The 26,547-nt window shown below is 72.6% G+C and carries 28 protein-coding genes and 1 tRNA gene; 14 read left to right on the top strand and 15 right to left on the bottom strand.

What is annotated here, in order from left to right; translation table 11 throughout:
- Positions 1–14: 14 nt before the first annotated feature.
- Complete coding sequence (locus FB563_RS22935; RefSeq protein ID WP_142218864.1) at positions 15–2,048, bottom strand: bifunctional glycosyltransferase 87/phosphatase PAP2 family protein; 2,034 nt, start codon at positions 2,046–2,048, stop codon at positions 15–17.
- Positions 2,049–2,438: 390 nt separating this feature from the next.
- Between FB563_RS22935 and proP the strand changes: the two genes are divergently transcribed.
- The 3 genes from proP to FB563_RS22920 all read left to right on the top strand — a co-directional run bounded on the left by proP (position 2,439) and on the right by FB563_RS22920 (position 5,814).
- Positions 2,439–3,812 (top strand): glycine betaine/L-proline transporter ProP, encoded by a 1,374-nt coding sequence (gene proP, locus FB563_RS22930; RefSeq protein ID WP_055709782.1) that lies wholly within the window; start codon positions 2,439–2,441, stop codon positions 3,810–3,812.
- A 155-nt stretch (positions 3,813–3,967) separates the two neighbouring features.
- Positions 3,968–5,095, top strand: a complete 1,128-nt coding sequence (locus tag FB563_RS22925; protein WP_055709783.1) for a DUF2330 domain-containing protein — start codon at positions 3,968–3,970, stop codon at positions 5,093–5,095.
- Positions 5,096–5,142: 47 nt separating this feature from the next.
- On the top strand, positions 5,143–5,814 hold the full coding sequence (locus tag FB563_RS22920) for an O-methyltransferase (RefSeq protein ID WP_055709784.1): 672 nt from the start codon (positions 5,143–5,145) through the stop codon (positions 5,812–5,814).
- A gap of 27 nt (positions 5,815–5,841) precedes the next feature.
- Here the strand turns inward: FB563_RS22920 and FB563_RS22915 are convergent, their stop codons facing one another.
- Complete coding sequence (locus FB563_RS22915; RefSeq protein WP_055709785.1) at positions 5,842–6,234, bottom strand: FHA domain-containing protein; 393 nt, start codon at positions 6,232–6,234, stop codon at positions 5,842–5,844.
- 115 nt (positions 6,235–6,349) lie between these two features.
- On the opposite strand from FB563_RS22915, the gene FB563_RS22910 reads away from it, so the two are divergent.
- Complete coding sequence (locus tag FB563_RS22910; protein WP_079049080.1) at positions 6,350–6,778, top strand: DnaJ family domain-containing protein; 429 nt, start codon at positions 6,350–6,352, stop codon at positions 6,776–6,778.
- Here the strand turns inward: FB563_RS22910 and FB563_RS44150 are convergent.
- From FB563_RS44150 to FB563_RS22890, 4 genes are all read right to left on the bottom strand, one after another.
- A complete protein-coding gene (locus tag FB563_RS44150; protein ID WP_234358045.1) occupies positions 6,767–7,519 on the bottom strand; it encodes a hypothetical protein in 753 nt (250 codons plus the stop codon). The two genes, FB563_RS22910 and FB563_RS44150, sit on opposite strands and share 12 nt — an antisense overlap.
- Before the next feature lie 5 nt (positions 7,520–7,524).
- Positions 7,525–8,175 carry a hypothetical protein gene (locus FB563_RS22900; protein WP_055709786.1) on the bottom strand — a complete coding sequence of 217 codons (651 nt, stop codon included), beginning with the start codon at positions 8,173–8,175 and terminating at the stop codon, positions 7,525–7,527.
- Positions 8,176–8,252: 77 nt separating this feature from the next.
- Positions 8,253–8,663: a nuclear transport factor 2 family protein gene (locus tag FB563_RS22895; RefSeq protein ID WP_055709787.1), complete on the bottom strand. Its 411-nt coding sequence runs from the start codon at positions 8,661–8,663 to the stop codon at positions 8,253–8,255.
- Positions 8,664–8,722: 59 nt separating this feature from the next.
- Positions 8,723–9,445: a helix-turn-helix transcriptional regulator gene (locus FB563_RS22890; protein ID WP_055709792.1), complete on the bottom strand. Its 723-nt coding sequence runs from the start codon at positions 9,443–9,445 to the stop codon at positions 8,723–8,725.
- 52 nt (positions 9,446–9,497) lie between these two features.
- Here FB563_RS22890 and FB563_RS22885 point away from each other — a divergent pair, with 52 nt between their 5' ends.
- The gene (locus tag FB563_RS22885; protein ID WP_055709788.1) at positions 9,498–10,004 is read left to right on the top strand and encodes a GNAT family N-acetyltransferase; all 507 of its coding nucleotides are present in this window, start codon (positions 9,498–9,500) and stop codon (positions 10,002–10,004) included.
- On the opposite strand, the gene FB563_RS22880 is transcribed toward FB563_RS22885, so the two are convergent.
- A complete protein-coding gene (locus FB563_RS22880; protein WP_055709789.1) occupies positions 9,997–12,036 on the bottom strand; it encodes an MDR family MFS transporter in 2,040 nt (679 codons plus the stop codon). The genes FB563_RS22885 and FB563_RS22880 overlap by 8 nt on opposite strands.
- Positions 12,037–12,176: 140 nt before the next feature.
- Here FB563_RS22880 and FB563_RS22875 point away from each other — a divergent pair, with 140 nt between their 5' ends.
- A complete protein-coding gene (locus tag FB563_RS22875) occupies positions 12,177–13,139 on the top strand; it encodes a peptidoglycan-binding domain-containing protein (protein ID WP_244329031.1) in 963 nt (320 codons plus the stop codon).
- A gap of 21 nt (positions 13,140–13,160) precedes the next feature.
- On the opposite strand, the gene FB563_RS22870 is transcribed toward FB563_RS22875, so the two are convergent.
- Positions 13,161–13,829: an HAD family hydrolase gene (locus FB563_RS22870; RefSeq protein WP_055704041.1), complete on the bottom strand. Its 669-nt coding sequence runs from the start codon at positions 13,827–13,829 to the stop codon at positions 13,161–13,163.
- A gap of 204 nt (positions 13,830–14,033) precedes the next feature.
- Positions 14,034–14,615: a TMEM165/GDT1 family protein gene (locus FB563_RS22865; protein WP_055704042.1), complete on the bottom strand. Its 582-nt coding sequence runs from the start codon at positions 14,613–14,615 to the stop codon at positions 14,034–14,036.
- A 395-nt stretch (positions 14,616–15,010) separates the two neighbouring features.
- Here FB563_RS22865 and FB563_RS22860 point away from each other — a divergent pair, with 395 nt between their 5' ends.
- On the top strand, positions 15,011–15,655 hold the full coding sequence (locus tag FB563_RS22860) for an HNH endonuclease family protein (RefSeq protein WP_055704043.1): 645 nt from the start codon (positions 15,011–15,013) through the stop codon (positions 15,653–15,655).
- Between the two features lie 76 nt (positions 15,656–15,731).
- On the opposite strand, the gene FB563_RS22855 is transcribed toward FB563_RS22860, so the two are convergent.
- Positions 15,732–16,343 (bottom strand): DedA family protein, encoded by a 612-nt coding sequence (locus FB563_RS22855; protein ID WP_055704086.1) that lies wholly within the window; start codon positions 16,341–16,343, stop codon positions 15,732–15,734.
- 246 nt (positions 16,344–16,589) lie between these two features.
- Between FB563_RS22855 and FB563_RS22850 the strand changes: the two genes are divergently transcribed.
- A complete protein-coding gene (locus FB563_RS22850; protein ID WP_055704044.1) occupies positions 16,590–17,123 on the top strand; it encodes a superoxide dismutase family protein in 534 nt (177 codons plus the stop codon).
- A gap of 69 nt (positions 17,124–17,192) precedes the next feature.
- Here FB563_RS22850 and FB563_RS22845 read toward each other — a convergent pair whose 3' ends face one another.
- Both FB563_RS22845 and FB563_RS22840 read right to left on the bottom strand, forming a co-directional pair.
- Entirely contained in the window at positions 17,193–17,648 is a 456-nt protein-coding gene (locus tag FB563_RS22845) for a DoxX family protein (RefSeq protein WP_055704045.1), read from the bottom strand.
- A gap of 298 nt (positions 17,649–17,946) precedes the next feature.
- Entirely contained in the window at positions 17,947–18,177 is a 231-nt protein-coding gene (locus FB563_RS22840) for a DUF2277 domain-containing protein (protein WP_199832709.1), read from the bottom strand.
- A gap of 93 nt (positions 18,178–18,270) precedes the next feature.
- Between FB563_RS22840 and FB563_RS22835 the strand changes: the two genes are divergently transcribed.
- Together FB563_RS22835 and FB563_RS22830 are read left to right on the top strand one after the other, a co-directional pair.
- Positions 18,271–19,185, top strand: a complete 915-nt coding sequence (locus FB563_RS22835; RefSeq protein WP_199832710.1) for a ketopantoate reductase family protein — start codon at positions 18,271–18,273, stop codon at positions 19,183–19,185.
- 131 nt (positions 19,186–19,316) lie between these two features.
- Entirely contained in the window at positions 19,317–19,658 is a 342-nt protein-coding gene (locus FB563_RS22830; protein ID WP_055704047.1) for a hypothetical protein, read from the top strand.
- 35 nt (positions 19,659–19,693) lie between these two features.
- On the opposite strand, the gene FB563_RS22825 is transcribed toward FB563_RS22830, so the two are convergent.
- A tRNA-Val gene (locus FB563_RS22825) sits at positions 19,694–19,765 on the bottom strand.
- 234 nt (positions 19,766–19,999) lie between these two features.
- On the opposite strand from FB563_RS22825, the gene FB563_RS22820 reads away from it, so the two are divergent.
- The 4 genes from FB563_RS22820 to FB563_RS22805 all read left to right on the top strand — a co-directional run bounded on the left by FB563_RS22820 (position 20,000) and on the right by FB563_RS22805 (position 23,155).
- Positions 20,000–20,770, top strand: a complete 771-nt coding sequence (locus FB563_RS22820) for a DUF4097 family beta strand repeat-containing protein (RefSeq protein WP_055704088.1) — start codon at positions 20,000–20,002, stop codon at positions 20,768–20,770.
- A 74-nt stretch (positions 20,771–20,844) separates the two neighbouring features.
- On the top strand, positions 20,845–22,296 hold the full coding sequence (locus tag FB563_RS22815) for a nucleoporin Nup88 family protein (protein ID WP_055704048.1): 1,452 nt from the start codon (positions 20,845–20,847) through the stop codon (positions 22,294–22,296).
- 100 nt (positions 22,297–22,396) lie between these two features.
- The gene (locus tag FB563_RS22810; RefSeq protein WP_055704049.1) at positions 22,397–22,927 is read left to right on the top strand and encodes a DUF4383 domain-containing protein; all 531 of its coding nucleotides are present in this window, start codon (positions 22,397–22,399) and stop codon (positions 22,925–22,927) included.
- Between the two features lie 9 nt (positions 22,928–22,936).
- Complete coding sequence (locus tag FB563_RS22805) at positions 22,937–23,155, top strand: FmdB family zinc ribbon protein (RefSeq protein WP_079048528.1); 219 nt, start codon at positions 22,937–22,939, stop codon at positions 23,153–23,155.
- An 83-nt stretch (positions 23,156–23,238) separates the two neighbouring features.
- Here FB563_RS22805 and FB563_RS22800 read toward each other — a convergent pair whose 3' ends face one another.
- Together FB563_RS22800 and FB563_RS22795 are read right to left on the bottom strand one after the other, a co-directional pair.
- Complete coding sequence (locus FB563_RS22800) at positions 23,239–24,072, bottom strand: HAD family hydrolase (RefSeq protein WP_055704050.1); 834 nt, start codon at positions 24,070–24,072, stop codon at positions 23,239–23,241.
- On the bottom strand, positions 24,072–26,519 hold the full coding sequence (locus FB563_RS22795) for a phosphoribosyltransferase (protein WP_055704051.1): 2,448 nt from the start codon (positions 26,517–26,519) through the stop codon (positions 24,072–24,074). Before FB563_RS22795 ends, FB563_RS22800 begins: the two co-directional genes overlap by 1 nt.
- Positions 26,520–26,547: the final 28 nt, after the last annotated feature.

The following is a 26,547-nucleotide window of genomic DNA, read 5'->3' as shown; positions in this document are numbered from 1 at the left end:
CCTCGCCGCGCCCCTCACGCACTGCCCACGCTCAGCCTCTCCGCCTCCTGTGCCCCCGCCCCCCGCCGAGCCGGCCTCGCCCTCGGGCCCTGGAAGGCATAGGACAGGGCGAAGCCGGCCGTCACCACCACCCCGCCACCCACCGCGTCCAGCACCCAGTGGTTGCCGGTGGCGACGATGGCGGAGACGGTGAAGAGGGGGTGCAGCAGGCCGAGGGCCTTCATCCACCACCTCGGGGCGATGATCGCGATGACCACCCCGCACCACAGCGCCCAGCCGAAGTGCAGCGACGGCATCGCCGCGTACTGGTTGGTGAGCGCGGTCAGGGTGCCGTAGTCCGGCTTGGAGAAGTCCTGGACGCCGTGGACGGTGTCGATCATGCCGAGCCCCGGCATCAGGCGGGGCGGGGCCAGCGGGAAGAGCCAGAAGCCGATCAGGGCGAGGAAGGTGGCGAAGCCGAGGGAGGCTCGGGCCCAGCGGTAGTCGACGGGGCGGCGCCAGTAGAGGACGGCGAGGACCGTCAGCGGCACCACGAAGTGGAAGGACTCGTAGTAGAAGTCGAAGAAGTCCCGCAGCCAGCCGATCCCCACGACCGCGTGGTTGGCCCAGTGCTCGATGTCGATGTGCAGGAACCGCTCGATGCCGAGCACGATGTGCCCGTGGTGCTCGGCCCGGGCCCGGCCACCGGAGACGGTACCGCCGGTCGCGGCCAGCCGGACCTGCTGGTAGGCGGCGTACACGACCCGGATGAGCAGCAGCTCCAGGAGCAGGTTCGGGCGGGTGAGGACGCGGCGGAGGGCGGGCAGGAGGGGGACGCGGCGGAAACGGGCGGTGACCGGTGGCGCGTACTCCGCGGGGATCGGCCGCTGGTAGTGGGGGGACGTCCGGGACAGGAACGGTACGGCCGTGGCGGCGGCCAGCGCGGCGAGCAGGACGAGGTTGTCGCGCAGCGGGTACATCACCGGCATGTTCGGCAGCATCATCTTCGCCGGCAGGGTGGTGACCAGGATCACCGCGACCGGCCAGACGTACCGGTCGGAGGACCGTCCGCCGACCCGGCCGACCACCGCGAGCAGCACCCACAGCAGCTGGTACTGCCAGGCGGTGGGTGAGACGGCGACGACGGCGCAGCCGGTGATGGCCACGGCGAGCAGCAGCTGGCCGTCGTGTGCGTAGCGCACGGCGCGGCGCAGGGCGAGCGCGGCGACGGCGGCGCCGAGCACCAGGAAGAGGCCGATCTCCAGCGGGCCGGTCAGGCCCATGCGGAGCAGGGCGCCGTGCAGGGACTGGTTGCCGAGCGCGTCGGCCTTGCCGCCGAGGCCCACCCCGGCCATGTGGTGCACCCAGTACGTGTACGAGTCGTGCGGCAGTGCCGCCCAGGCGAGCGCGGTGCAGGCGGCGAAGGTGCCGGCCGTGGCGGCGGTGGCCCGGCGCCGGTCGGTGAACCACAGCAGCGGGGCGAAGATCAGCATGGTCGGCTGCAGCGCGGCGGCCAGGCCCAGGCACAGGCCGCTCCCCCGTTCCCCGCGCACGGTGAAGCAGCCGAGCAGGACGAGCAGGACCGGGATGATGCTGGTCTGGCCGAGCCACAGGGCGTTGCGGACCGGCAGCGACAGCATGAGCAGGCTGATCGCGACCGGCGCGGCCAGCAGCGAGGTGCGGCGGCCGACCGGCTGGGGCAGCGCACGGGCGGCGACCAGGCCGAGGGCGACCACCAGCAGCAGGGTGCCGAAGGTCCAGCCCCAGCCGAGGGCGGCCTGCGCGGACTTGGTGAGCGGTTTGAGGACCAGGCCGCCGAAGGGGGTGCCGGTGAACCGGGTCGAGTCGTAGAGCGAGCCCTTCACATGCAGGACGCCGTGGGGGCCGACCCAGGTCTCCAGGTCGGTCAGCCGCTGGCCGCTCGGCGTGGTGAGGACGACGGTCAGCTGCCGTATCGCGAGGAGCGCGACCACCCCCCACAGGGCGAGCCGGGCCGCAAGCAGCCTTGCCTCGGCCGGGGCCCTGCCGAAAGTGTCCGCCGCTCGCCCCCTGTGCTCCACGTTCGCCACGCCTCGCCGGCCTCCCGCCCCGTTCGGACCCGGCACCGGTGGCACCGGGTTCTTCTGGGAACCCTATGAGGCTCCCAGCCCCCGGAGAAGGACGCGGTACACCCCCGCTTCACCTGACGTCCGTTCTCCTTTTGTCCGGATGACGATAGTGGGGTGCATGGCCGGTTGCGGGGCCGGGGCGCGAGAAGGATCACAGGGCGGGGCCGGAATGGCTCGTCATGAGTGGGCAGACGTACCTGCGTATGCACCCTTTGGCTGCTGCACGCAGTTAAGTGCATACAGCACGTAAGGGGCCGAAGTCCCCCTATGGTCGGTTTTCGGCCCGTTTCCCGGCAGCGTCGCCGTACGGACCGTGCCCCTGTCCCCGTCGAAAGGTAGGCGAGCCCCGTTTTGGCGACCGCCACAGCCGTCTCCCCGTCCCTGAAGACCCGGCGGGCCACCAAGGCCCGTGACGTCACCGTCACCGACCCCGCGCTGGTCAAGCGCGCCGTGAAGGCGGCCGCGCTCGGCAACGCGATGGAGTGGTTCGACTTCGGTGTCTACAGCTACATCGCGGTCACCCTGGGCAAGGTCTTCTTCCCGTCCGGCAACCCGACCGCGCAGCTGCTGTCGACCTTCGGCGCCTTCGCGGCGGCCTTCCTGGTCCGGCCGCTCGGTGGCATGGTCTTCGGTCCGCTGGGCGACCGGGTGGGCCGCCAGAAGGTCCTCGCCGTCACGATGATCATGATGGCGGCGGGCACGTTCGCGATCGGCCTGATCCCGTCGTACGCCTCGATCGGCGTCGGCGCCCCGCTGCTTCTGCTGGCCGCCCGGCTGGTGCAGGGCTTCTCCACCGGCGGTGAGTACGCAGGCGCGTCGACCTTCATCGCCGAGTACGCCCCGGACAAGAAGCGCGGATTCTTCGGCAGCTGGCTGGAGTTCGGCACGCTGGCGGGCTACATCGGCGGCGCGGGCCTGGTCACCCTGATGACCGCGCTGCTGTCCTCGCACGACCTGGTGTCGTGGGGCTGGCGCATCCCGTTCCTGATCGCGGGCCCGATGGGCCTCATCGGCCTGTATCTGCGGATGCGGCTGGAGGAGACCCCGGCGTTCGCGGCGGAGGTCGAGAAGGCGGAGGCCGCCCGGCCGAAGGTGCCGCTGCGCGAGATGGTCGCGGGCCAGTGGAAGGCGCTGCTGCTGTGCATGGGCCTGGTGCTGGTCTTCAACGTCACCGACTACATGCTGCTGTCGTACATGCCGAGCTACCTCACCAGTGAGCTGAAGTACGACGAGACGCACGGGCTGCTGGTCGTGCTGGGCGTGATGGCCCTGATGATGATCGTCCAGCCGTTCGCGGGTGCGCTGACCGACCGGGTCGGCCGTCGCCCGGTGATCGCGGCCGGCTGCGCGGGCTTCCTGTTCCTCTCCGTCCCGGCCCTGCTGCTGATCCGCCAGGGCAGCCTGCTCGCCGTCGCGCTGGGCATGGGCGCGCTGGGTCTGCTGCTGGTCTGCTTCACGGCGGCCATGCCGGCCGCGCTGCCCGCTCTCTTCCCGACGCGGGTGCGGTACGGGTCCCTGTCCATCGGGTTCAACGTGTCGGTGTCGCTGTTCGGCGGGACGACTCCGCTGGTCGTGACCGCGCTGATCGGGGCGACGGGGAACATGATGATGCCCGCGTATTACATGATGGCCGCGGCTGTCGTGGGCGGGTTCGCGGTGTGGCGGATGGCCGAGTGTGCGGGGCGGCCGTTGCCGGGTTCCGCCCCGGCAGTGGAGCAGCGGTAAGCGCCGTAGGGGTTTCCTGCCGTGTCCCGGGTGCGGGTGGACTGTGGCTGGTCGCGCCCACGCGGCGGAGCCGCACATTGAACACAGCCCCGCGCCCCTTCGGGGCGCTTCCCCATGCCGGAACCGTTTGCGGGCGCGGCGCCGTCTGTTGCCCCGTGAAACAAGCCCGCGCTCGCATAGTCACCCTGGTCCTCGCCCTCCTCGGCGTGCAGCTGTCCTGGCTCATCGCCCCGGCCTACGCCTGTGGGTGCGGGGCGATGGTGCCGGATCCGGCGGCGGAGATATCCGTCGCCCAGGAGCAGTCCGTGCTGCGCTGGGACGGCCGTCAGGAGCAGATCGTGATGCGGCTGACGGTGAACGGCGACGCCCGGCACGCCGCCTGGATCATGCCGGTCCCGCACCGGGCGACCGTCCGCCTCGGCGATCCCGCGCTCTTCGACCAGCTGTCCAGGGCCATCCAGCCCGTCCACCGCACCCGGTACTACTTCTGGCCGAAGAACGGCGACTGGCCCTTCGACAGCCATGACGCGGGAGACGCCGCCGCACCGCCCGAGGCCGCCGGCGGCGTGGGTGTGGTCGGTCGCCAGCGGCTCGGCCCGTTCGACGTGGCCCGGCTGACCGCCACCGACCCGGCGGCCCTCGGCGACTGGCTGCACGCCCACGGCTTCCCCCTGCCCGCCCGGCTGCGGACGGCCCTGCAGCCGTACGTCGACCGGCGCTGGGAGTACGTGGCCGTCCGGCTCGCCCCGGACGCCCGGGGCACCGCGCTGCACGGCGCGCTGGACCCCCTCCACCTCACGTTCGCCGCCGACCGTCCGGTCTACCCGATGCGGCTGTCCCGGCTGGCCCGTACCCCGCAGTCGCTCGGCCTGTACGTCCTCGCCGCCCACCGCATGGAGACCCGCACCACGATCGGCGGCCCGTGGCCCGGCGTGGTCTTCGCGGGCCGCCTCCACACGCAGGCCGGCGCCCTCGGCGGGCTGGCCGCCGGCACGCCGTACCTGACCGCGCTCACTCAGCGGTTTCCCGAGCCCGCCCGCATCTCCGGCGACCACGAGCTGCGCCGCGCCGCCACCGACGCCCCGGTCCAGCAGGTGATCTACGACTACCGGATGCGAGCGGTCGCCGGGATCCCGGCCTGGCTGCTCACCATGGGCGGAGCACTCCTGCTGGTCGCCGCCGCCGGCGCCGTGATCGTCGTACGGCGCTCCCGGCGGCCGGTGATTGCGCCGCCGCCCGTACAGGCTCCGCCGCCTTTCCCCCCGTCGGCGCCCGTCGGCTGAGACGATGTGTGCGGGAACGGCAGACACTCGGGAAAGGCAGCAGGAGCATGAGCGACTCCCAGCTCTGGGACGACGTCGACGACTACTTCACCAGCCGGCTCGCCCCCGATGACGAGGCGCTGCAGGCGGCCCTGCGGGAGAACGACGCAGCCGGTCTGCCGCACATCTCCGTCACGGCGGCGCAGGGCAAGTTCCTCCAGCTGCTCGCCCAGGCGCAGGGCGCGCGGCACATCCTGGAGATCGGCACACTCGGCGGCTACAGCACGATCTGGCTGGCCCGGGCCCTGCCCGAGGACGGCCGGCTGGTGTCGCTGGAGTACAACGCCAAGCACGCGGAGGTGGCCACCCGGAACCTCGCCCGGGCCGGCCTGGACCGGATCGCGGAGGTGCGGGTGGGTCCGGCCCTGGAGTCGCTGCCCAAGCTCGCCGACGAGAACCCGGCCCCGTTCGACCTGGTGTTCATCGACGCCGACAAGGCCAACAACGCCCACTACGTGGAGTGGGCGCTGCGCCTCACCCGCACCGGCAGCCTGATCATCGTGGACAACGTGGTGCGCGGCGGCCGGGTCGTCGACGCGAGCAGCCCCGAGCCCGACGTCGTGGGCACGCGCGCCGCGATCGAGCTGATCGGCACCCACCCGAGGCTGAGCGGCACCGCGATCCAGACGGTCGGCAGCAAGGGCTACGACGGCTTCGCGCTGGCCCGGGTGCTGGACTGAGCCCTCTCGTCGCCGCCGGGCCCGGGCTCAGGCCTCGTGGTAGAAGCCGACGTTGACGCTGCGCGGCGCGGTGCGGTCCTGCACGACGATCTCGCCGGACCCACCGCGCGGCAGCGGCACGGTCGCGCCGTAGCCGAGGGGCTGCGCGTACTCCCCGGCCATCAGCCGCACTTCGGACGACGGCTCGGCCTGTGAGCCGCGCAGCCAGGTGAGGTGCCAGCCGCCGTCGGGGCCGCAGAGGAACTCCAGGTGGACCCGGGAGACGAACAGCCAGTCCTCGGGGGTGACCAGCCGGCACACGGAGGCGTCCCGGCCGACCCGGAGCACGGCGCCCGGCTCGCTCGGCGCCTCGGCCATCGTCATCCCGGCCGTGGCGCCCGCGTCGGCCCCGGAGACGGTGGCCATGGTGAGTTCGAGCACGTGCGTTTCCCCCTGTACGACCCTCTGCACGACCATCGTTGCAGTGCGGCCGGATTGCCGTGCCGCCGCCGCATGATAAAACGCCCGGCGGGGCCGCGTCCGGCACAATGGGCTCATGACCGAGCGAAAGCCACCGGGTGTGCCGTTCGAGTCCTGGGTGGACAAGCAGATCCGTGACGCGCAGGGGCGGGGTGAGTTCGAGCGGCTGCCGGGCACGGGTGAGCCGCTGCCCGCCGGTCTCGACTCCGCCTATGACGAACTGTGGTGGGTCAAGCGGAAGATGGCGCGCGAGGGTCTGTCCGTGCTGCCGCCCGCGCTCGCCCTGCGCAAGGAGGCCGAGGACGCGCTCGCGGCGGCCTGCGCGGCACCCTCCGAGCGGATCGCCCGGAAGATCATCGAGGACGTCAACGTCAAGATCAAGGACATGATGTTCAAGCCGCCGCCCGGTCCCCCGCTGGGCAGGAAGCCGTACGACGTCGAGGAGGTCGTACGCGAGTGGCGGCAGCGCAGGGCTGCCGCCGGACGTGATCGTTCAGATGTGTAGCAGGCGCCCGGCCAGCTCCTGGTAGTCGCGCAGCGCCAGCCGGAGCTGCTCGGTGTCGGTGTCCGTGCCGGGTCCACGGTCCTCGGAGGCCTCCCAGGACCGCCGCAGCGTGCGCCGCCGCCGCTCCACGGCCTCCTCGAACCGCTCCGCGATCTCCTCCAGCACATGATCGGCCTGCTCGACCGCGCCCCGGGGCTCGTCCACGAACCCGACGGCCAGCTGCCGCATCCGCTGCTCCCAGCGGGCCGTCTCGTCGTGGGGCAGCAGGGGGGCGCCGGTACCGGAGGGAGCCGGGGCCGGCTCGCCGACGCCGGGGGCCGGTGCGCCTGCGGCCGCCGCCGGGGTGCCGGGTGCGCCGGTACCGCCCGGTGCCGTCGGCCACGCGTCCGGCGCCCTGGACTCGGTGGTGTGCGCCTCCCGCCCGGTCACCTCCCCAGAGGACGGCACCCCCAGCCCGTCATCCGGCATCGGGCTCTCGTACCCGGGGCCCGGTGGGTGTGGGGGTGTGTCCTCCGGGGTGAGGTCGTCGGCTGTCAGGCCGTTCCTGCCGGGGCCGATCGAGCCGGGGAGGCGGGAGGTGGCGCCCGGCGGCGGTTCGCCGGGGAGCCGTTCCTCCGGCAGGGGGTCTCTCGGCGTGTGGTGGCCCAGCGGCATGTCCTCCGGGGTCCAGTCCTCGTCCGGCGGCCGGCGGAAACGGCCGGTCGGACGCTCGTCGGCGGGGCCGCTCGTGCTGTCCGACATGATGCTCAACTCTCCTTCAGGTGGCTCCTGTTGAAGGCCCTGGGGGTGTGGGAGCGGCCGCGGGCGTGGGTCGCCCGGTGACGGCCGGTCTCCCCGGAGGGGTGGGTCAGGTCGTCGAAGAGGGCGCGGGCGCCGACGAGCGCGGTACGCATCTCCTCGGTCCCGGAGCCGGCCTCGGTCAGCCCGTCGCGCGCCCCGGCACGGGCCACCCGGTGCACCTGCCGGTAGCCGTCGACGTGGTCGGCGTGGTGCACGGACAGCGCGGCGACCTGCTCGTCGTAGCGCCCGCCGTCCGGGTAGCCGCGCGCGGCCGCGAGCTCCGCGAGCAGCTGGTCGGCCTCGGCCACCGCCTGCCGCGGCGAGGCGACGAAGTGTTCCTGCACGGCCGCCCAGCGGGCCGCGTAGTGCTCGTGCCCGGCCGAGTCCAGTGGCCGTTCCCGCAGGTCGCCGTGGCGTTCGACGCGCTCGGCGAGCTCCTGTTCGGCGGCCTTGGTGTCCCCGTCGTGCAGGGCGACGGCGCGCTCGTACTCGGGTCCGAAGCGCCGCTTCAGGCCGGGCCCGCCGTACCGTCCGCGGCCGCGCACGAACGGGGCGGTGGCCGCGGCGACGACCACGACCGCCACGATCACGGTCAACACGATCATGCCAGTGGACATGCTTCCCTTCCGATCCCGCCGGCCCCGCTGACCGGCTCCCCCTCCGGGTGACCCGGAAGGGGAGCCACAAACGGTGGTCAGTGCGCGAAGCGACGCAGCCCGGTCACCGACCAGACCGTGGCGATCCGCCCGTCCACCACCTCCAGCAGATCGATCCCGCTCTTCTGGGTGCCGTCCGCCTGGGTCACGTACCAGCAGCAGGCGACCCGGCCGAGAGCGCCGTCCACCGTCGGCGTGCCGTCGACGGTGTACCGCAGCCCGGGCCGCTCGTCGCGGAAGGCGGAGACCAGGCCGACGATCCCGGCGGGGCCGTACACCTCGTCGGTGGCGGCCCCGCGCTCGGGGTCGTTGCCGAAGCGGATGCGGAAGCCGGGCGCGAGGAAGGCCTCCGGGTCGCTGAAGTCGCCGTTCCACAGGGCGGTCCAGCGGTCGAAGAGGGCGATGCCGGTGGCAGGGGTGAGTGCGGGGGTCCGTTGCGTCGTTGTCATGGGCATCAGCCTCCGCCCGGCCCGCGACACCCCCCTGTCGGTGATTGCCGTCACATCCGTCAGAGGACCGTCGCCGCGTCGAGCGGTACGACGTCGGAGCCGAGCGTGTCGAGGGCGGCGAGGTCGACGGCGCGGTGCGGGGCCCGCTCGTCCAGGGCCGTCGCCGCGCGGACCCGGTCCAGCCGGAAGCCGCGCGGCGCGTCCCGCAGCCGGCACCACGCCGCCAGGTACCAGTGCTCCTCGCCGCCGAGGAAGCCGAGCGGCTCCACGTCCCGGGCGGTGATCCGGCCGGCGGCGTCGGCATACTCCAGCCGCAGCACGCGGCCCGCGGTCAGCGCTTCCCGCAGCGCGCCGGGCACCACAGGGCCGGCGGGCCGCTCCGGGCGGGCGGCCGGGACCAGCAGCCGTACCCGCTCGGTCAGCTCGGCCGCCGCCCTGCGCTCCCGTTCCGGCATCACGGCCAGCACCTTGTGCAGCGCGCTGCGCCCGTCCGCCGCGAACGGCGTCCCGGCCAGGGCGTGCAGGGCCACGGCGAGGGCGGTCGCCTCGGCCGGGGTGATGGTCAGCGGCGGCAGCGTCCGCTCCCGGTCGAGCACGTACCCGCCGCTGCGGCCCGGCTCGGCGTGGACGGGCACGCCGGACTGCTGCAACGCGGCCAGGTCCCGCTCGATGGTGCGGACGCTGACCTCGAAGCGCCGGGCGAGCACCCGGGCACTGCGGGGCCGGGGAGCGGCGGCGCGCAACTCCTCGACGAGGGCGTAGAGACGGTCGGTGCGGTTCACGGCACCCAGTCTGCGGAAAACGCGCTCGGCGGCACGGCGAAGAGCGCCCACAATGGCCGGCATGACGTGGACGATCGCCCCGGAACCGTACGACTCCCCGGTCGCCGCCGCCCTGTGGCGGGCGTACTACACGGAGGTCAGCGACCGCTGGTATCTGCTGCACGAGGGCCGCCGCACCGACCCCGGCGAGCTGGAGCGGGAGATCGCGGCCACGACCGGATCCGAACTCGCCCCTCCCACCGGGCAGTTGCTCGTCGGCCGGTACGGGGGCGAGCCCGCCGGTTCGGCGGGGGTACGGCTGCTGGAGCCCGACACGGCGGAACTGACCCGGGTGTTCGTGTACGAGCGTCTGCGCGGCAGGGGCGGGGCCCCGCGACTGGTGGCCGCCGCCGAGGAGGCCGCCCGCTCCCTCGGCGCCCGGCGGCTGATCCTGGACACCCGCGGCGACCTGGTGGAGGCCCGCGCCCTGTACGCCCGACTCGGCTACACGGAGACCGGCCCGCACAACGACGACGTCCACGCCGAGCACTGGTTCCGCAAGGAGCTGGCGGTCAGCTGACCTTGGCGCCGGTCGCGTCGTGCGGTCGTTCGCGGTCCGTGCCGCACAGTTCGCCGGTGAGTTCCCGCACGAGCTGGGTCAGGTCGGTGGATCGGCCGGGCTCCCACCAGTCGCCGAGGAGTTCGGCGAGGGACTCCTCGCGGGCCTTGGCGAGGTGTTCGGCGACCACGCGGCCGGAGGGAGTCAAGTACAGGTCCAGGCCCTGGCGTTCGGCGAGCTGCCGTTCCTCGACCTGGCGGGCGGCGGCGAGGACGGCCTCCAGCGGGACGGGACTGCGCTCAGCGAGCACGCCCGGCTCGACGGAGCCGTACTTGCGGATGCGCAGCAGCATCCAGCTGGCGGCGGGCAGCAGGTCGTACCCGGCCCGTTCGGTGATCTTCCGGTAGATCTCGCGGCGTCCCTCGCGGGTGCCGAGCAGCGACAGGGCGCGGCAGCACTCGTCGTAGGAGGACCGCTCCACCGGGTTGGGCGGGATGGTCTCGGAGGCGTCCGGCGCGGTGACCGAGCCGCGCAGCGGGTCCTCCTTCAGGAACCAGGCCAGCAGGAAGCCGAGGACGGCGACGGGGGCGGCGTAGAGGAAGACGTCGGTGATGGCGGACGCGTACGCGTGCAGGGCCGCCGGGCGCAGGGCGGGCGGCAGGGCGGCGATGCCGCGCGGGTCGGACTTCAGGGCGTTCGCGTTCACGCCGGGCGGCAGATGGGCGCCCCGGAAGGCGGCGGCGAGTTTGTCGCCGAGGCGGCTCGCGAACACCGTGCCGAAGATCGCCACGCCGAAGGAGGCGCCGATGGAGCGGAAGAAGGTCGCGCCGGAGGTGGCGACGCCCAGGTCCTCGTACGACACCGCGTTCTGCACGATGAGGACGAGGACCTGCATGACCAGGCCGAGGCCGAGGCCGAACACGAAGAAGTAGACGCTCATCTCGGCGGTCGGGCTGTGCTCGTCGAGCCGGTGGAGGAGGAGCAGGCCGAGGGCGGTGACGGCGGTGCCGGTGAGCGGGAAGACCTTCCAGCGGCCGGTGCGGCTGACGATCTGTCCGGAGATCGTGGACGACAGCAGCAGGCCGACCACCATGGGCAGCATGTGCACGCCGGACAGGGTCGGCGAGATGCCGTGCACCACCTGCAGGAACGTCGGCAGATAGGTCATCGCGCCGAACATGGCGAAACCGACGATGAAGCTGATGACAGCGGCGAGGGTGAAGGTGCGGATGCCGAACAGCTTCAGCGGCAGCACGGGTTCGGCGGCCGTCCGCTCGACGGCCACGAACGCCACGGCCAGCAGCAGGCCCAGTCCGATGAGCCCGACGATCTGCGTCGAGCCCCAGGACCAGGTCGTACCGCCGAGGGAGGCGACCAGGACCAGGCAGGTGGCGACGGCGGCGATCAGGAAGGTACCCAGGTAGTCGATGACGTGGTGGGCGGTGCGGCGCGGGATGCGCAGGGCGGTGGCGATCACGGCGAGCGCGACGGCACCGACGGGCAGGTTGACGTAGAACACCCAGCGCCAGCTCAGATGCTCGGTGAACAGCCCGCCGAGCAGCGGGCCGAGCACACTGGTCGCCCCGAACACCGCCCCGAACAGCCCCTGGTAGCGCCCGCGTTCACGCGGCGGCACGATGTCGCCGACGATCGCCATGGACAGCACCATCAGGCCGCCACCGCCCAGCCCCTGCAGTGCGCGGAAGCCGATCAGCTGGGGCATGTCCTGCGCCATGCCGCACAGCGCGGAGCCGACGAGGAAGATGACGATGGCGGTCTGGAACAGCCTCTTGCGGCCGTACTGGTCGCCGAGCTTGCCCCACAGCGGGGTCGCGGCGGTCGAGGCCAGCAGATAGGCGGTGACCACCCAGGACAGGTGCTCCAGACCGCCGAGATCGCTGACGATGGTGGGCAGCGCGGTCGACACGATCGTCTGGTCGAGCGCGGCGAGCAGCAGTCCGAGGAGCAGGGCGCCGATCGAGACGAACACATTGCCGGTGACGTGCTCGGCGGCCTTGATCTCCTTCTCCGTGCCGTGCGTGTCCAGGGCCATGGAGACCTCCCGGGGCTGGGATGCACCTCTTCCATCGTGGTCGGTGTCACCGTTTATGGCCTGTTGAGTCCCGCGTTTCCCCGGGCGGATGCGAAGAAGATGCGCATAGTGTCTGCAGGTGCCGAGGAGAGGGCGAACACGTGAGTGAATCCGAGGGCCACAGCTGCCCGGAGTGCGGCGCGCCGAGGGGCCGGGACCTGAGCCCGTCCTGCGACTGCACCGAGCGCGCGGCGGAGGCCCTCCGCGAGACCCGCACGGCCGAGGCGGCAGCGGCGGAGGACTTCGATCCGCTGCGGATACGGCCGTACGTGAAGGTGGCTCCCACCGAGACCACGCTGCCGTTGAGAGCGGCACCGGAGCGCCCCGAAGGGGCGCGGGGCAGTGCTTCGACATGCGGCTCCACCGCGGGGGCGCGACCAGCCACGACGGCGCGGCAGCCGAACGACAACCCACCACACCCGAACGACGACCCACCGCACCCGATGGACAACCGGCCGAACCGGCGGAGCCCCCGCACCGCCCTCTCGTCGGCCGCAGCCGCCGGCACGGCACTCGCACTCGCCGGCACGGCCCTCGCCGCCGGGTTCGCGAGCGGCCTGTTCTCGTATCACACGCCGTCCCGGGAGCGGGCGGCCCAGGAGGTCAGGGAGAGGGTCCCGATGGTGACCGCACCGAACCCGACGGCACCGGCACCGGCGTCCTCCCCCGCCCCGCCCCACACGCCCCTGCCCGCGCCCTCCGCTCCGGCGAGCCGCCCGAGCCCGTCGGTCACGCCGTCCACGTCGCCGACCCCGGCCGTGTCCGCCACCACGTCCCGCCCGGCCTCCCCGACCGCCGCCACGACGACCTTCGCCGCCCCGCGGACCACCCCGGTCGTCGCTCCGGTGCTGCAACGCGGCGACCAGGGCCCGCAGGTGACCGAACTCCAGGAGCGGCTGCGGCAGTTGAACCTCTACGGCGACCGGATCGACGGCGTCTTCACCCGCCCGGTCGAGGACGCCGTGCGCAACTACCAGCTGGCCCGGGGCATCCAGGGCGACACCCTGGGGGTGTACGGGCACGCGACGCGACAGAGCCTGGAGGCGGAGACCTCCGAGCCGTGAGAGCGGGCGGAGGACGGCCCGTCAGCCGATGTGGAGCCGGATCGTCCCGTCCCCCGTGGCCTCGACCCGTACCCGGGTGAGGTCCGGCACGACCACGTCGGGCCCGTGCTGGCCGGCACGCGGCCCGACCCCCACCACCGTCATACCCGCGGCCCGCCCCGCGGTGATGCCCGCACCGGAGTCCTCGAAGACGACACAGTCCGCCGGATCCACCCCGAGTTCGGCGGCGCCCTTCACGAACCCCTCGGGATCGGGCTTGCTCGCGCCGACCGACTCGGCGGTGACGCGGATCTCCGGCAGCGGCAGCCCGGCGGCGTTCATGCGCGCGGTGGACAGCGGCACGTCGGCGGAGGTCACCAGGGCGTGCGGAAGGCCGCGCAGGGAGGCGAGGAAGGCGCCCGCGCCCGGGATCTCGACCACGCCGTCGGTGTCGGCGGTCTCCTCAACGAGCATGCGGGCGTTGTCGGCGAGGTTCTGCTCCACGGGCCGGCCGGGCAGGAGTACGGCCATGGAGGCGTGCCCCTGCCGGCCGTGGACGACCTTCATCACCTCGTCGCCGTCCAGCCCGTGCCGCTCGGCCCAGCGGCGCCAGATGCGCTCGACGACGGCGTCCGAGTTGACGAGGGTGCCGTCCATGTCGAGCAGGAGGGCGCGGGCGGTGAGGACGGTGGGCGTGACGGTGGCCGTCATCGGCAGCTCCAGGAAGCTCCAGGGAGGAAAAGACCCCGGCGGAAAGGTCCCCGGGGGCAGGGGCAAGGCGGCCCCGCCCGCCGGTCAGGGAAAACGGGCGGGAGCCACTTTGTTTCTCTACGGTACAAAACCAGGGGCGGATCCCGCCACCGCCTCGCGGAAGGGTTCACCCGCCGTTCAGCTCGGCCATCTTCGGGGCGGGGCTCAGCCCGCCACCGCCTCGTACAGGCTCCACGCGCCGAGCGCGAGCATCAGCAGCGCCGCGATCTGCGTGATCAGCCGCAGCGGCACCCTCTTCATCAGGGCCTTTCCGCCGACGATGCCGAGTCCGGCGACGGCCCACAGGCCGAGGACGGCGCCGAGGCCGACGGAGACCGGATCGTCGTAGCGGGCGGCGAGGTTGGCGGTCATGATCTGGGTGAGATCGCCGAACTCCGCGACGAGGATCAGCATGAAGCCCGTACCCGCGACCCTCCAGAAGGACTGGTCGGCGGGCTTCCTGATCTCCTCCTCGTCCTCGCCCTTCTTCAGCAGGAGCACCGCGGCGCCGCCGAGGAACAGGACGCCGGTGAGGGCGTGCACGATCTGCCGGGGCAGCAGGGTCAGCACGCTGCCGGCCGCGACGGCGAGCACGACGTGCAGCAGGAAGGCGGCGGCGACACCCGCGAAGACGTGGCTCGCGCGGTAGCGGGTGCCGAGGACGAGGCCGGCGAGCGCGGTCTTGTCCGGCAGTTCGGCGAGGAAGATGACGCCGAAGACGAGCGCCGTCACGGTGATGCTGATCAAGGTTCCTCAATCGGTCGGGGCCGCCCCGACGAGAGTGCTGCGTCACGCGATGACACCTCGGCAGGGCAGCACACTGGGCGTCCGTGTCGCGGGGACACGGACGTGCACTGCTTGCCGAAGGTCTCGCCGGCGGCCCTCGAAAGACTCGAAGATCCGCCTCCGGGCGCCGGCTCAGGCTGGCTGAGCAGTATGTCGACGGTCCGGCGAAGGGCTACTCCCCTTCTGCGCTCCCCATCGTAAGGGATGTGAAGGTTCTGCCCCGAAGCCGGCCGCCGCCTTGCTCGTGACATGGACACGTCACTATTTTCTTACCGAGCGCTCACCCCACGGCAACACGGCCTGGCGAGCATTCCCCCGCTCGCACCCAAAACCCCACCCCCGCAAGGGAGTTCACCATGCCCAGGCTCTACGCGCGTCGACGGCTGAGCATACTCGCCGCCCTTACCGGACTCATAGCCTCCGCCGCCCTGTTCGACTCCCCGAGCGCCTCCGCCGCCCTGCCCACGCCGGTCAGCACCGCCACCGCCCGCGGCTATCTCTCCCAGCTCACCGTGGCCACGGAGAACCGGACCGGCTACAGCCGCGACAAGTTCCCGACCTGGATCACCATCTCCGGCACCTGCAACACCCGGGAGTGGATCCTCAAGCGGGACGGCACGAACGTCGTCACCGACTCCGCCTGCACCGCCACCAGCGGCAGCTGGTACTCCCCCTACGACGGGGCCACCTGGACCGCCGCCTCCGACGTCGACATCGACCACCTCGTCCCGCTCGCCGAGGCCTGGGACTCCGGCGCGGGCAAGTGGACCACCGCACAGCGGCAGGCCTTCGCCAACGACGTCACGCGCCCCCAGCTCCTCGCCGTCACCGACAACGTCAACCAGGCCAAGGGCGACCAGGACCCGGCGACCTGGGTCCCGTCCCGGTCCGCCTACGTCTGCACCTACGTCCGCGCCTGGGTGCAGGTGAAGTACTACTACGACCTCGCGGTCGACTCCGCCGAGAAGACCGCGCTGACGAACTATCTGGCGAGCTGCTGAACCCCGGCACCGTCCGGGCCGGCCGGCCCGACTTCCGTGCCTGTACCAGGGGGCTCCGCCCCGTGGACCTCCGGGCCTACACCGCCCGGCGCCGCATGAGGTACCCCGCCGCCGCGCCCACGGCGAACAGCGCCGCGAACGAGACGCCCGTGGCCACCCATGTCGCACCCAGCCACTGGGCGCCGTAGTAGCCGAGGGCGACGCTGTACGCGGCCCAGGAGAGGCCGGCCAGGGCGGACCAGGGAACGAAGTCGCGGGCCCGGCGGTGGGCGGCACCGGCGCCGAAGGAGACGACCGAACGCCCCGCCGGGGCGAACCGGGCGAGCACGACCAGCGCGCCGCCGCCCCGCGCCAGGGCATCGCCGAGACGTTCCTGCGCGGTGGTCAGCCGCCGGGAGCGGGCGATGGCCCGGTCCAGCCGTGCACCGCCCCGCCAGGCCAGGCGGTACGCCACCAGATCGCCGAGGACCGAGGCGGTCGCCGCGGAGAGGATCAGGGCCAGCAGGTCCGGCACGTCGTGCGGGACCCGGCCGGCCGCCGCGCCCGAGCCCGCCGCCGCTGCCGTACCCGCCGTGATGACCAGCACGCCGCTCGGCAGCACTGGCACGAACACGTCAAGCAGAACGGACACGGCCACCGCGGCATAGATCCACGGTCCGGCGGCCAGTGACCCCACATCCTCGAACACCACGACTCCCGTTGCTCCCCCGTCGACAGCCACACAGCGTACGCCGGGGGTGTGACAGAAGGGGCCGTGGGGGCGAAGAGGGGCTCAAGCGGTCCAAGAGGCCTCCCACGCCCCCTCTCTCACCCGAACAGCGCACGCTGTGCGGCGCACCCCTTCCGCGTCCGTCGCAATGGAGACAGGCCTGTCCTGAACTTCAGGCACACACTCGAACGAAACGGCGCAGAAGCGCAGAAAAAGGTGCACATCATGGTGGCAGCCATATACGCGGGCACCCTCGCCGCAGCCCTGTTCGCGACCGGGACCGGAAGCACCGCCAACGACTCCTGGCTGAATACGTTCGGCGTGTTCTCCCCGCCGAACGCCTCCCACACGTCGAAGGCGGTGGCGTACGACCAGGGTCTCGTCCCGGCGGGCTCGCGGATCCAGATCCGCCAGCTCACCAAGCCGAACGGTGTCACGACCGTCGAGCTGTCGGTGTCCGGCGTCAAGCCCAACCACCTCTTCGGCGTCCACGTCCATCAGAAGGCCTGTGGCGCCGACCCCGCCGCCGCCGGCATGCACTACCAGAACCAGCCCGGCATGGACGCCGCCCACACCACCAAGGACAACGAGATCTGGCTGGACTTCAAGTCCAACGCCCGCGGCAAGGGCACCGCCGTCGCCAAGCACAGCTGGGCCGTCCGGAAGGGCGAGGCAGGCTCGGTGGTGATCCACAGCGAGCCCGGCACCAAGGGGGCCCGGGTGGCCTGCTTCACCGTGCCGTTCCGCGGAACGGCGTAAGCAGCGCCGGCCCCGGCGGACAGGACGGCGCCCTTCCCCCCTCGTGGCGGGGAAGGGCGCCGTGCCGGGTCAGGCGGCTATCGGGGCCTGCTCGGTGGCGGCCCGGCCGTCCGCGGCGGTGCGGCGGGCGACGAGCCGGTCCAGCCCGAAGGCGCCGGATCCGGAGAAGACCAGCAGGAAGAAGGCCCAGCAGAACAGGACCGACAGCTCGCCGCCGTTCTGGATGGGCCACAGGGCGGCCTGCTGGTGCACGTCGAAGTAGGCGTACGCCATCGAGCCCGAGGCGATCAGCGCGGCCGCGCGGGTGCCGAGGCCGACGAGCACCAGGCCGCCGGCGACCAGCTGGATCACGGCCGCGTACCAGCCGGGCCAGGTGCCGGCCGGGATGGTGCCGCCCTGGGTGCCGGCGGCGCCGCCGAGCACGCCGAAGAGGGACGCGGCGCCGTGCACGGCGAAGAGCAGGCCCACGACGATGCGGAAGAGGCCGAGGACATAGGGCTGAGCGGAGTTGAGACGTGCGGTCATGAGGGGGGTTCTCCTCTTCGGTGTCGGTCGGACCGGCCGGGGACGTCCACGTGGCCGGTCATGGGGGGAGCGGCGGTACCGAACGAGGACCACAGGTTAGGGGCACCTAACCACTGCTTGCAAGTTCAACTTTTGGCCATGACTCCGGTTCCGCTCGCGGCTCCGCCCGGGAAAACGCCGCACGCCGGACGCCGCACGCCGGACGCCCGCGCACGCCTTCCGCGAGCATTCGGATCCCGAACCGCCTTGGCCCCATGCCCTTCTGACGGGCGATCAGACCAAGACGCATCCCCCGGTTCTACGGGGCGCTGCGCACCGACCGGCCCCGCACCTCCAAGCCCCCGAGCAGTTCCGCCGTGGCCTCGGCCACCGCGGCCACGGCGCGGTCGAAGGCCTCGCGGTTGTGCGCGGCAGGGGCCCGGAACCCCGAGACCTTCCGCACGTACTGCAGCGCGGCGGCGTGGATGTCCTCCTCCGTGGCCTCACCGGGCAGCACGGGCGGACGCAGCGTCTTGATACTCCGGCACATGAACCCAGTCTCACGCACGCCGCGTTCCGGTGGGATGATCGCGCCGAAGGCGGCCACCGACTCCCGGGGCCGACCGTCGAAAGGAACAGCCTCATGGCGAACGCCCCCATGGCGACCAGGAACACCGTGGCCGTTCTCGGCCCCGGCGGCACCGGCGGACTTCTCGCCGCTCTGCTCTCCCGCTCCGGCCACCGCGTGATCTGCCTGGCGCAGGACCGCACGGCCGACACCCTGCGCCGTACCGGAATCACCGTGCGCAGCCCGCAGTTCGGCGAGTTCACCACCCCCGTCGAGGCGGACACCGAGCTGCGTGAACCGGTGGACGCCTGCCTGATCGCCGTCAAGCACACCGCGCTGGACTCCGCCCTCACCCGGGTGCCGCCCGAGGCTCTGGGCGACGCCCTGGTCGTACCGCTCCTGAACGGCATCGAGCACCCCGACCGGCTCCGCGCCCGCTATCGCGCCGACCGGGTCGCCCCGGCGGTGATCCGCGTGGAGTCCACCCGTGTCGCTCCGGGGTTGATCGAACACGGCAGCCCGTTCACGGAGCTCGACCTGGCCGGCGACGCCGTACCCCGCGCCCGGCTCGACGGCCTCGCGGCCACCCTCGCCTCCGCCGGCGCGACGGCCCGTGTGGCCGAGGACGAGACGGCGGCCCTGTGGGCCAAGATGGCGTTCCTCGCCCCGTTCGCCCTGCTCACCACCCGCTACGGCCTTCCCCTCGGCGAGGTGCGCACCCGGCACCGTGAGGAGCTGGCGGCCCTGGTCGCCGAGACCGCCGCGGTCAGCCGTGCGTGCGGCGCCCCCGCCGACCCGGTCCAGGCTCTGGCCCGGTACGACGCCTTCCCGCCCGGCGCCAAGTCGTCCATGCAGCGCGACGCCGAGGCGGGCCGTCCGCTCGAACTCGACGCCATCGGCGGCGCGCTGCTCCGCGCGGCCGACCGGCACGGTGTCCCGGTGCCGGTGACGGCCCGCCTGGTCGCCGAACTGCGCGCCGCCGGCCACTGAGGGCGACCGTCGGCCCGGTGGCCGGGCGGCCACTGGGCCGGCCGAGGCCCGCGCCACCCGTTCGGCTGAACCTCCCCCGAACCCCAGGAACGAACTCGCCACTCAAAATCGAACAGGCGTAGCATTGGCGTGTGGCTACGACCTATGAATTCCCCAGTGACCTCCGCGCCGGTCAGGAGGAGCTGCATCAGGTCCGGGCCGAGCTGTCGGCCCTGCTCAAGCGCCTTCCCTGGTCGGTCGAGCCGATGGACGGCTTCAGCGACGACACCGGCTGGCGGAAGGTGGAGCGGCCCGCGTCCCCGGGCTGGACGGCGGACGAGCAGGCCGAGGTGGAGAAGCTGCGCCGGCGCGAGCACGAGCTCGCGGTGTTCGTCAGCACGCACCGGTTCTGGGCCGAGGTTCCGGCAGCGGACCGCATGGACGCCCGCACCAAGCTGAAGCACGTGCACGAGCAGGACGGCGAGGAGGAATGACGGAGCCCCCGGCCGCAGGGCCGGGGGCTCGACTGTGGGCGCGGACGGTTTCGAACCGCCGACATCCTGCTTGTAAGGCAGGCGCTCTACCCCTGAGCTACGCACCCGGACACCCGGGCTGCGCCCAGGACGAGTCGACAGCCTACCTTGCCCGGACCGGTGCACCGCAAACCCGTAAGGCCGGGCCACGGGCCGTTTTACGGGGGTTAACCCCACCCCCGGTCCGGGAGGCTGCCGGATCGGGGGCGGGACCGATGATCACTTAGGGTCGGCGGAGACCGAGTTGCTCCGGCCGTCGTGACCCGACGGGCCGGCTCAGGGGGAGATGTCGTATGGCCCGTATGGCCCGTTCCGTTCTTGTCCGCACCGCGGCCATGGCCGTCGTCACCGGCGTGCTCGCCGCCGGGGTGAGCGCCTGCGGGGCCTCCGCCGGGGACGACAAACATCCCGACCACCGGTCCTTCGCGCTGCACGGCGGCACCCTCACCGTCGACTCCGACGACGCGGATCTCGAGATCGTCGCGGCGCCGGCCGACAAGGCGGGGGCGGTCCAGGTCACCCGGTGGTTCAAGGGGAGGGTCGTCGTCGGTGGCTCACCCCGGGTGAGCTGGTCCTTCGAGGACGACCGGCTGAAGCTGCGCATGCACTGCGACGGGTTCATCGCCGACTGCTCGGCCAAGTACCGGATCGAGGTGCCGCGCGGGATCCGGGTCACCGTCGACGACGGGAACGGCGGGGTGCAGGCGCGCGGCTTCGCCGAGCCCCTCAGTGTCCGCACCGGCAACGGTCCCGTGCACGTCACCGACTCCACCGGAACGCTGGACCTGCACTCGGACAACGGCGCGGTCAGCGGGGACGTCTCCGCGCCCCGGGTGCGGGCCGAGACGAGCAACGGCGAAGTGGACCTCACCCTCCACCGCGTGCCGGACCACGTGGACGTCACCTCCGACAACGGCGCGGTGACGGTCGCGCTGCCCCACGCCGCCTACCACGTGACGGCGGACTCGGACAACGGAGGGGTGTCGGTGTCCGTGCCCCGGGACGACAGGAGCCCGCACACCGTGTCCGCGGACTCCGCGAACGGAAAGGTCACGGTCCGTACGGCGAACTGACCGGCCGTGTGTTTCGTCTCCTACGGGTGGGAGAATGACACCACCCACGGCGAACCACAGCACGGGAGAGGGATGTGACGGCGACACCGGGCACGCCAGCGACGCGGTCGCACCCGCCGTCGGTCCCGCGACCGACCGCGCCGTCGCCCCTCTCCTCCACGCCGCCGTCGCCCCTCCCGCCGACCGTCCCGGCCCGGTCCGGGGCCGCTGCCCTGCGTGACACCCTCACCCTGCTCGGCCTGCCGCTGCTGGCCGCGCTCGCCCTGCCCGCCGCGTTCGCCGGCGGCGGCACCCGGCGCTGGTTCGGCGGCCGGGCGGAGAGCCAGCGGGCCGAGGCACAGGCCGCGAAGGACGCCGCGGCGGCCGCGTTCTACGAACTCGACACCGCCCAGCGCGACTTGAGGATCTCCATCGAGACCATCACGGCCGTGGACGACTCCCCCGCCGCCCGGCGTGCCGCCACCGACTTCGCGGCGCTCGGGCAGCGCATCGACGAGGTCAGCCGGCGCTACATCCAGGCCGTGGACGCCCATGACCTGGACCGCGACGATCTGGAGGCCGCCGCGGCCTCCCGGGCGCGTGCGGAGCTGACGTCCGCCAAGGACGAACTGGTCCGGGTCAAGCAGGAGCTGGACCGTTTCGGCAGCTCGCTCGGGCCGCTGCTCGGCAAGGCCGAGACCCAGCTGGCCCGGCTGGCGCCCGCCGTGGAGCGGGCCCGGCAGGCCCTGCTGGGCGCGAGCAACGCCCTGGACGCCGTACGGGAGCAGGGCCTCAGGGCCCATGACCTGGCCGGCCGGCTCGCGGCCCTCTCCCCCGAGCTGACCAAGCTGAACCAGGGCGCCGGGCAGCACGGCCTGGCGCAGACCCTGGAGCGGGCCGAGCGGGTGCAGCGGGAGGCCGGGGCGATCCGGGCGGAGGCCGAACGGCTGCCGGAGAAGGCCGCCGACATCGACCACCGGCTGGTCAGCCTGCGCACCCGGGCCCAGGCGCTGACCACCAGGGCCGGGCAGGTGGACCCGGTGCTGAGCGAGCTGCGGCGCCGGTTCGCGGCCGCCTGCTGGCAGGACCTGCAGCACGTGCCCGAGCAGGCCGCGGAGAACGTACGGCAGGCCGAGCTCAAGCTCCGCGAGGCCCAGGCGGCGCGGGACGCCCAGCGCTGGCCGGAAGCCACCTCCCTGCTGTCGACGGTGCGGGCCCTGCTGAACGTCACCGACGAGGCCGTGTCGGCCGCGGGTGAGCGGCTGCGGCGGCTGAACGAGGTGCAGAAGGATCCGCAGGCGGAGATCGAGCGGACCCGGTTCGCCATCCGGGACGCCCAGCGGCTGGCCATGACCGGCCGTACGACGCCGGATCCCCGGCACGCCCGGCCGCTGGACGACGCGGTGGGGCGGCTGGAGCGGGCGATCGGTTCGCTCCAGGAGGGGCGGCATCCCGACTACTGGCACTTCCTCACCGAGACCGAGGCCGTCCGGCAGACGGCCGCCCGGGTGGTGGGGCAGATCCGGGAAGAACGCGGAGGGCACTGAGCGGGTGCACGCGCTGTAGTCCCGGCGGTTGCAGAGCGCCCTGGGGCAGGCGGATATTGGATGGACGGATGGCCTCCGCTAGCGCCCGAGGGAGGCGGACATGGCCACACACGTGCACACGACGCCGCGACGGCGGATCCGGTTCGACGAGCACCTGCCCGTCGACCACCGGCTGAACACGGTCTACCGGATCGGTGCGGGCCTGATCGGCGCGTTCCTCGTCGTCTTCGGCATCCTGGGTCTGATCAACCACATCGGCTTCTTCGACACCGGTGGCAACTCGGTCGCCGGGCTGAACACCAACGGAACGCTGAGCGTGCTGTCCATCGTCGTCGGGGCCATCCTGCTCGCGGGCATGGCGATCGGCGGCAATGTGGCGTCCACGCTGAACATGGTGTTCGGAGTGCTGTTCCTGCTGAACGGCTTCCTGAACCTCGCCCTGCTGGACACCGACTACAACTTCCTGGCGTTCAAGATCCAGAACGTGTTCTTCAGCTTCATCGTGGGCCTGCTGCTGATGACCTTCGGCATGTACGGCCGGGTCGGCTCGACCCTGCCGCACGACAATCCGTACTGGCGGGCCCGCCATCCCGAGGCGACCGAGCGGGAGCTTCCCCGGGACGCCGGTTAATCTGTGCCCATGCCTCGCTACGAGTACCGCTGCCGTACCTGCGGTGACACCTTCGAACTGAGCCGCCCCATGGCCGAGTCCGCCGCCCCCGCGACGTGCCCCGCGGGGCATGGCGACACGGTCAAGCTGCTGTCGACCGTGGCGGTGGGCGGTGTCGCACAGAGTGCGGGCTCGCCTGCGGCGCAGGGCGGGGGCGGCGGTTGCTGTGGTGGGGGCTGTTGCGGGTAGTCGCCTACGGGGGTGCCGCGCAGTGCCGTCGTGCGAGTGCGGCACCATCGTGGCTGGTCGCGCCCACGCGGCGGAGCCGCATATCAGACACAGCCTCGCGCCCCTTGGGTTGGCTGCCGTACCGCCCTCAGAAACTCCCGTACGATTCTCTCCCCCGCCAGCACCCCCCGCTCCGGAAGTGCCGCGACCTCCGGTGCTGCCCAACCCGAGTCGGCCAGTTCCCCGTGCCCCGGGCGCCAGCCGCGGTCGGCTGCGAGGAGGAGGTCGGCGTCCAGGAGGGAGTCGCCGGCCGCCAGTGTCAGCTCCGCTCCGGTGCGGCGGACGATCTCCTGGACGGCCGCGCTCTTGGTGAGCGGCTTCGGGACGGCGTAGATCTTGCGGCCCTGGAGCGAGACGGTCCAGCCCCGGTTCTCCGCCCACACCGCCAGCTCCTTCACCCACTCCTCGGGCAGCAGCTCGCGCTCGACGACGAGGTAGGCGAACAGGTCCTCGGCGATGCGCTGCTTGCGCACCCAGGCCGGGTCCGCCGCGCGCATCAGATGCTCGTGGACCTCCGCCAGCGGCGCGCACTCGTCGGCGAGGCGGGCGAGCACCCTCGCATGCCAGTCGGCGTCCGTCACGCCGTCGACCAGCAGATGGCCGCCGTTGGCGCAGATCGCGTACTTCGGGGGCGGCCCGGGCAGGTTGATCCGCTGGTACTGCTTGCGCGTCCGGGTCGTCGTCGGCACGAAGACGGCCGTGTCGCCGAGGTCGGTGAGCAGCTGGGCCGCCGTCTCCGTCATGTAGGAGAGCGGCTTGGCCTCGTGCACCTCCACGCACAGCAGCCTGGGCGCCCGCGCGTCCGGCATGGTCAGCGCGAGGGCCGCCGAGGAGTAGATCAGAGTACGGTCGAGGTCGCTCGCCACCAGCACCGGCATCAGACGTTCACCGCCTTGCCGTCGGCGCCCGTGGCACCGCGCGTGTACTTGGGGTGGATCAGCCCGACGCAGGTGTACGGCAGTTCTCCGACCTCCTCGACGGGGACGCCCCTCTGCTCGGCGAGCAGGCGGACGTGGTCGAGGTCGGCGCCGGCCCCCTCGCGCGCGAGGATCTTCCAGGGCACCCGGCGCAGCAGTACCCGGGTGGTCTCGCCGACTCCGGGCTTGACCAGGTTCACGTCGTGGATGCCGTACTCCTCACTGATCCGCTCGACGGCCCGCCAGCCGGCCCAGGTCGGGGCGCGGTCCTCGGCCATCAGCTCCTTGACCGCGGTGCCGACGGTGTCGGCGACCTCCGGGAAGCGGGCGGAGACGGCGTCGAGGAAGGCCACGGAGACGTCGGCGCCGGCGAGTTCGCGGTAGAACTTCGCACCGTGGAAGTCGTCCGGACCGACCAGGTCCGCACGCAGCACCGTACGGGAAATGAGGCCGGAGACCGTCGAGTTGAGGCAGGCGGAGGGTATGAGGAAGTCCTCCCGGGTGCCGTAGGTGCGCACGCAGGAGCCCGGGTCGGCGAGCACGGCGATCTCCGGGTCGAAGCCGGTGATGCCCTCCTTCGCCTCGAACCCCTGGACGGCCTGGGCGAGTTCGCGGGTGATGGCGCCCTTGCCGGTCCAGCCGTCGACGAACACGACGTCCCGCGGGTCGTGGTGGGCGGCGAGCCAGCGCAGCGCGGTCGCGTCGATGCCCCGGCCGCGCACAATCGACACCGCGTAGTGCGGCAGGTCCAGGCCGTGCCGGTACCGGGCCCAGCGGCGCATCAGGATGCCGACCGGCGTGCCCGCGCGGGCGAGCGAGACCAGCACCGGGCGCGGCGACCGCTCGGCGATGACGGCCTCGGTCACCACGCCGACCGCCTGGGCGATCCGGGCCGCGGAGGTGTCCAGGGCCGCTTGGAACAGCTCCTGGTACTGCTCGCTGGGCTGGTACTCCACCGGGAGCGACTCGGCGTAGTGCGCGCCGCCGCTCTGGATGGCCTCCTCCCGCTCCTCGGTCGGCGCCTCCAGCGTGACCTCGGAGAGGTCCTGGAGCAGCCAGCCGACCTCCTCGGGCGCGTAGCTGGAGAATGCGGGGCCGCGGAGGGGCTCGGGCAGCATGGCCGGCCTTTCGGGAGCGTGCGGTACGTACGACGGGACGACCGCGAGCAGGACGTGCGGGGTGTGGGCGGCGAGGCGGGCCAGCAGACCGCCGGGCGCGTGCAGGGCGGGGGTGTCGGCGACGGAGTCGACCACGGCGACGACGGCGTCGAAGCCGCCGCCCGCGACGTTGTAGGCGTAGCGTTCGCCGGGGCCGTCGGCCGGGTCGTCGTGAGCGGGGAAGACCAGCCGGGTACGGATCGCATACCCGGGGTCGTCCAGCGCGAGGACCGGCGAACGGGTGGTGGTGGAGAACCGCACCTCTGCCCCTGCCAGGACCTGCTCCAGCTCACGGGCGAGCCGCAGCGGGGCGTACATCAGCTCCTCGAACCCGAGGACGAGCACGCGGCGCGCGCCGGGGGGCAGGGCGTCGCTTATTCGAGCCGCCATCTCGGGGAGCGCGGCCTCCAGACGGTCCCGGTGGGCGGGGGTGAAGCCGTGGCGCCCGCCGTCGGGGAGACGGTGGGGCCAGCGCAGGTCCACACGAACCGCCGCATGGGCGCGAGCCACCTCATCGGACCCGCACCCGGCGACGTCATGGTGCGCCACCAGCTGCCGCCCCTTCTCCAGCACATCCGAGGGCAGCCGTACGATCCCGGACGCGGCGGCGACCAGATCCACCCGCGCCCCGATCTCGTCGGCGAACCGCTCCATCCGCTCGATGTCCTCAGCCGACCGCATATCGACCAGCGCCACCACCACGTACCGCCCCCGCGGATACCGTTCCTGCAGGTCACGGATGGTGTTCAGCACGGTGTTACCGGTGGAGAACTCGTCGTCGACGAGCACCAGCGGGCCGTCACCGGCCAGCAGCCCGGGATCCTCGGGCAGCAGAAGGTGCGACGTGGCATGCGAGTGGGACTCCTCGAAGCCGCCCGCAGGGGCGACCCCGGCCACCGGCCGGCGCGTGGAGTGCAGATACGGCACCGTGGCGAGCCCGTCGGCGACCGCGTGGCCCAGCCCGGTCGCGGTCTCCGCGTATCCCAGGACCACCGCATCGCGCGCCTCGGCCTCGGAGAGCAGCTCGGCGACCTGACGACCGAGCCGGAACCCATGGCCGTACACCACCGTCGGCGACTGCGGCACATGCTTGCCGAGGACGTTCGAGACCAGCAGATGGGCCCGCTTGGGGTTGCGCCGCAGGGCGAGCCCGAGCAGGGCCCGCAGGCCGTCGTCCCCCACGAGTTCGACCCCGAGCCGCTCGGCGACCCAGCTGCCGGACCAGACCCCGTCGTTCACTGCGTTCTTCATGCGTTCCTTGACGTCGTTGAAAGATCGG

This window comes from Streptomyces puniciscabiei (genome assembly GCF_006715785.1).
GTDB lineage: Bacteria > Actinomycetota > Actinomycetes > Streptomycetales > Streptomycetaceae > Streptomyces > Streptomyces puniciscabiei.
This window is presented reverse-complemented; position numbering and strand designations above follow the sequence as displayed.

Coding starts and splice junctions, on each gene's coding strand:
- FB563_RS22920 (WP_055709784.1), top strand. CDS start 5,143: ATGAGCGACTCCCAGCTCTGGGACGACGTCGACGACTACTTCACCAGC.
- FB563_RS22910 (WP_079049080.1), top strand. CDS start 6,350: ATGACCGAGCGAAAGCCACCGGGTGTGCCGTTCGAGTCCTGGGTGGAC.
- FB563_RS44150 (WP_234358045.1), bottom strand. CDS start 7,519: ATGTCGGACAGCACGAGCGGCCCCGCCGACGAGCGTCCGACCGGCCGT.
- FB563_RS22900 (WP_055709786.1), bottom strand. CDS start 8,175: ATGTCCACTGGCATGATCGTGTTGACCGTGATCGTGGCGGTCGTGGTC.
- FB563_RS22895 (WP_055709787.1), bottom strand. CDS start 8,663: ATGACAACGACGCAACGGACCCCCGCACTCACCCCTGCCACCGGCATC.
- FB563_RS22885 (WP_055709788.1), top strand. CDS start 9,498: ATGGCCGGCATGACGTGGACGATCGCCCCGGAACCGTACGACTCCCCG.
- FB563_RS22880 (WP_055709789.1), bottom strand. CDS start 12,036: ATGGCCCTGGACACGCACGGCACGGAGAAGGAGATCAAGGCCGCCGAG.
- FB563_RS22870 (WP_055704041.1), bottom strand. CDS start 13,829: ATGACGGCCACCGTCACGCCCACCGTCCTCACCGCCCGCGCCCTCCTG.
- FB563_RS22860 (WP_055704043.1), top strand. CDS start 15,011: ATGCCCAGGCTCTACGCGCGTCGACGGCTGAGCATACTCGCCGCCCTT.
- FB563_RS22850 (WP_055704044.1), top strand. CDS start 16,590: ATGGTGGCAGCCATATACGCGGGCACCCTCGCCGCAGCCCTGTTCGCG.
- FB563_RS22845 (WP_055704045.1), bottom strand. CDS start 17,648: ATGACCGCACGTCTCAACTCCGCTCAGCCCTATGTCCTCGGCCTCTTC.
- FB563_RS22840 (WP_199832709.1), bottom strand. CDS start 18,177: ATGTGCCGGAGTATCAAGACGCTGCGTCCGCCCGTGCTGCCCGGTGAG.
- FB563_RS22835 (WP_199832710.1), top strand. CDS start 18,271: ATGGCGAACGCCCCCATGGCGACCAGGAACACCGTGGCCGTTCTCGGC.
- FB563_RS22820 (WP_055704088.1), top strand. CDS start 20,000: ATGGCCCGTTCCGTTCTTGTCCGCACCGCGGCCATGGCCGTCGTCACC.
- FB563_RS22810 (WP_055704049.1), top strand. CDS start 22,397: ATGGCCACACACGTGCACACGACGCCGCGACGGCGGATCCGGTTCGAC.
- FB563_RS22805 (WP_079048528.1), top strand. CDS start 22,937: ATGCCTCGCTACGAGTACCGCTGCCGTACCTGCGGTGACACCTTCGAA.
- FB563_RS22800 (WP_055704050.1), bottom strand. CDS start 24,072: ATGCCGGTGCTGGTGGCGAGCGACCTCGACCGTACTCTGATCTACTCC.
- FB563_RS22795 (WP_055704051.1), bottom strand. CDS start 26,519: ATGAAGAACGCAGTGAACGACGGGGTCTGGTCCGGCAGCTGGGTCGCC.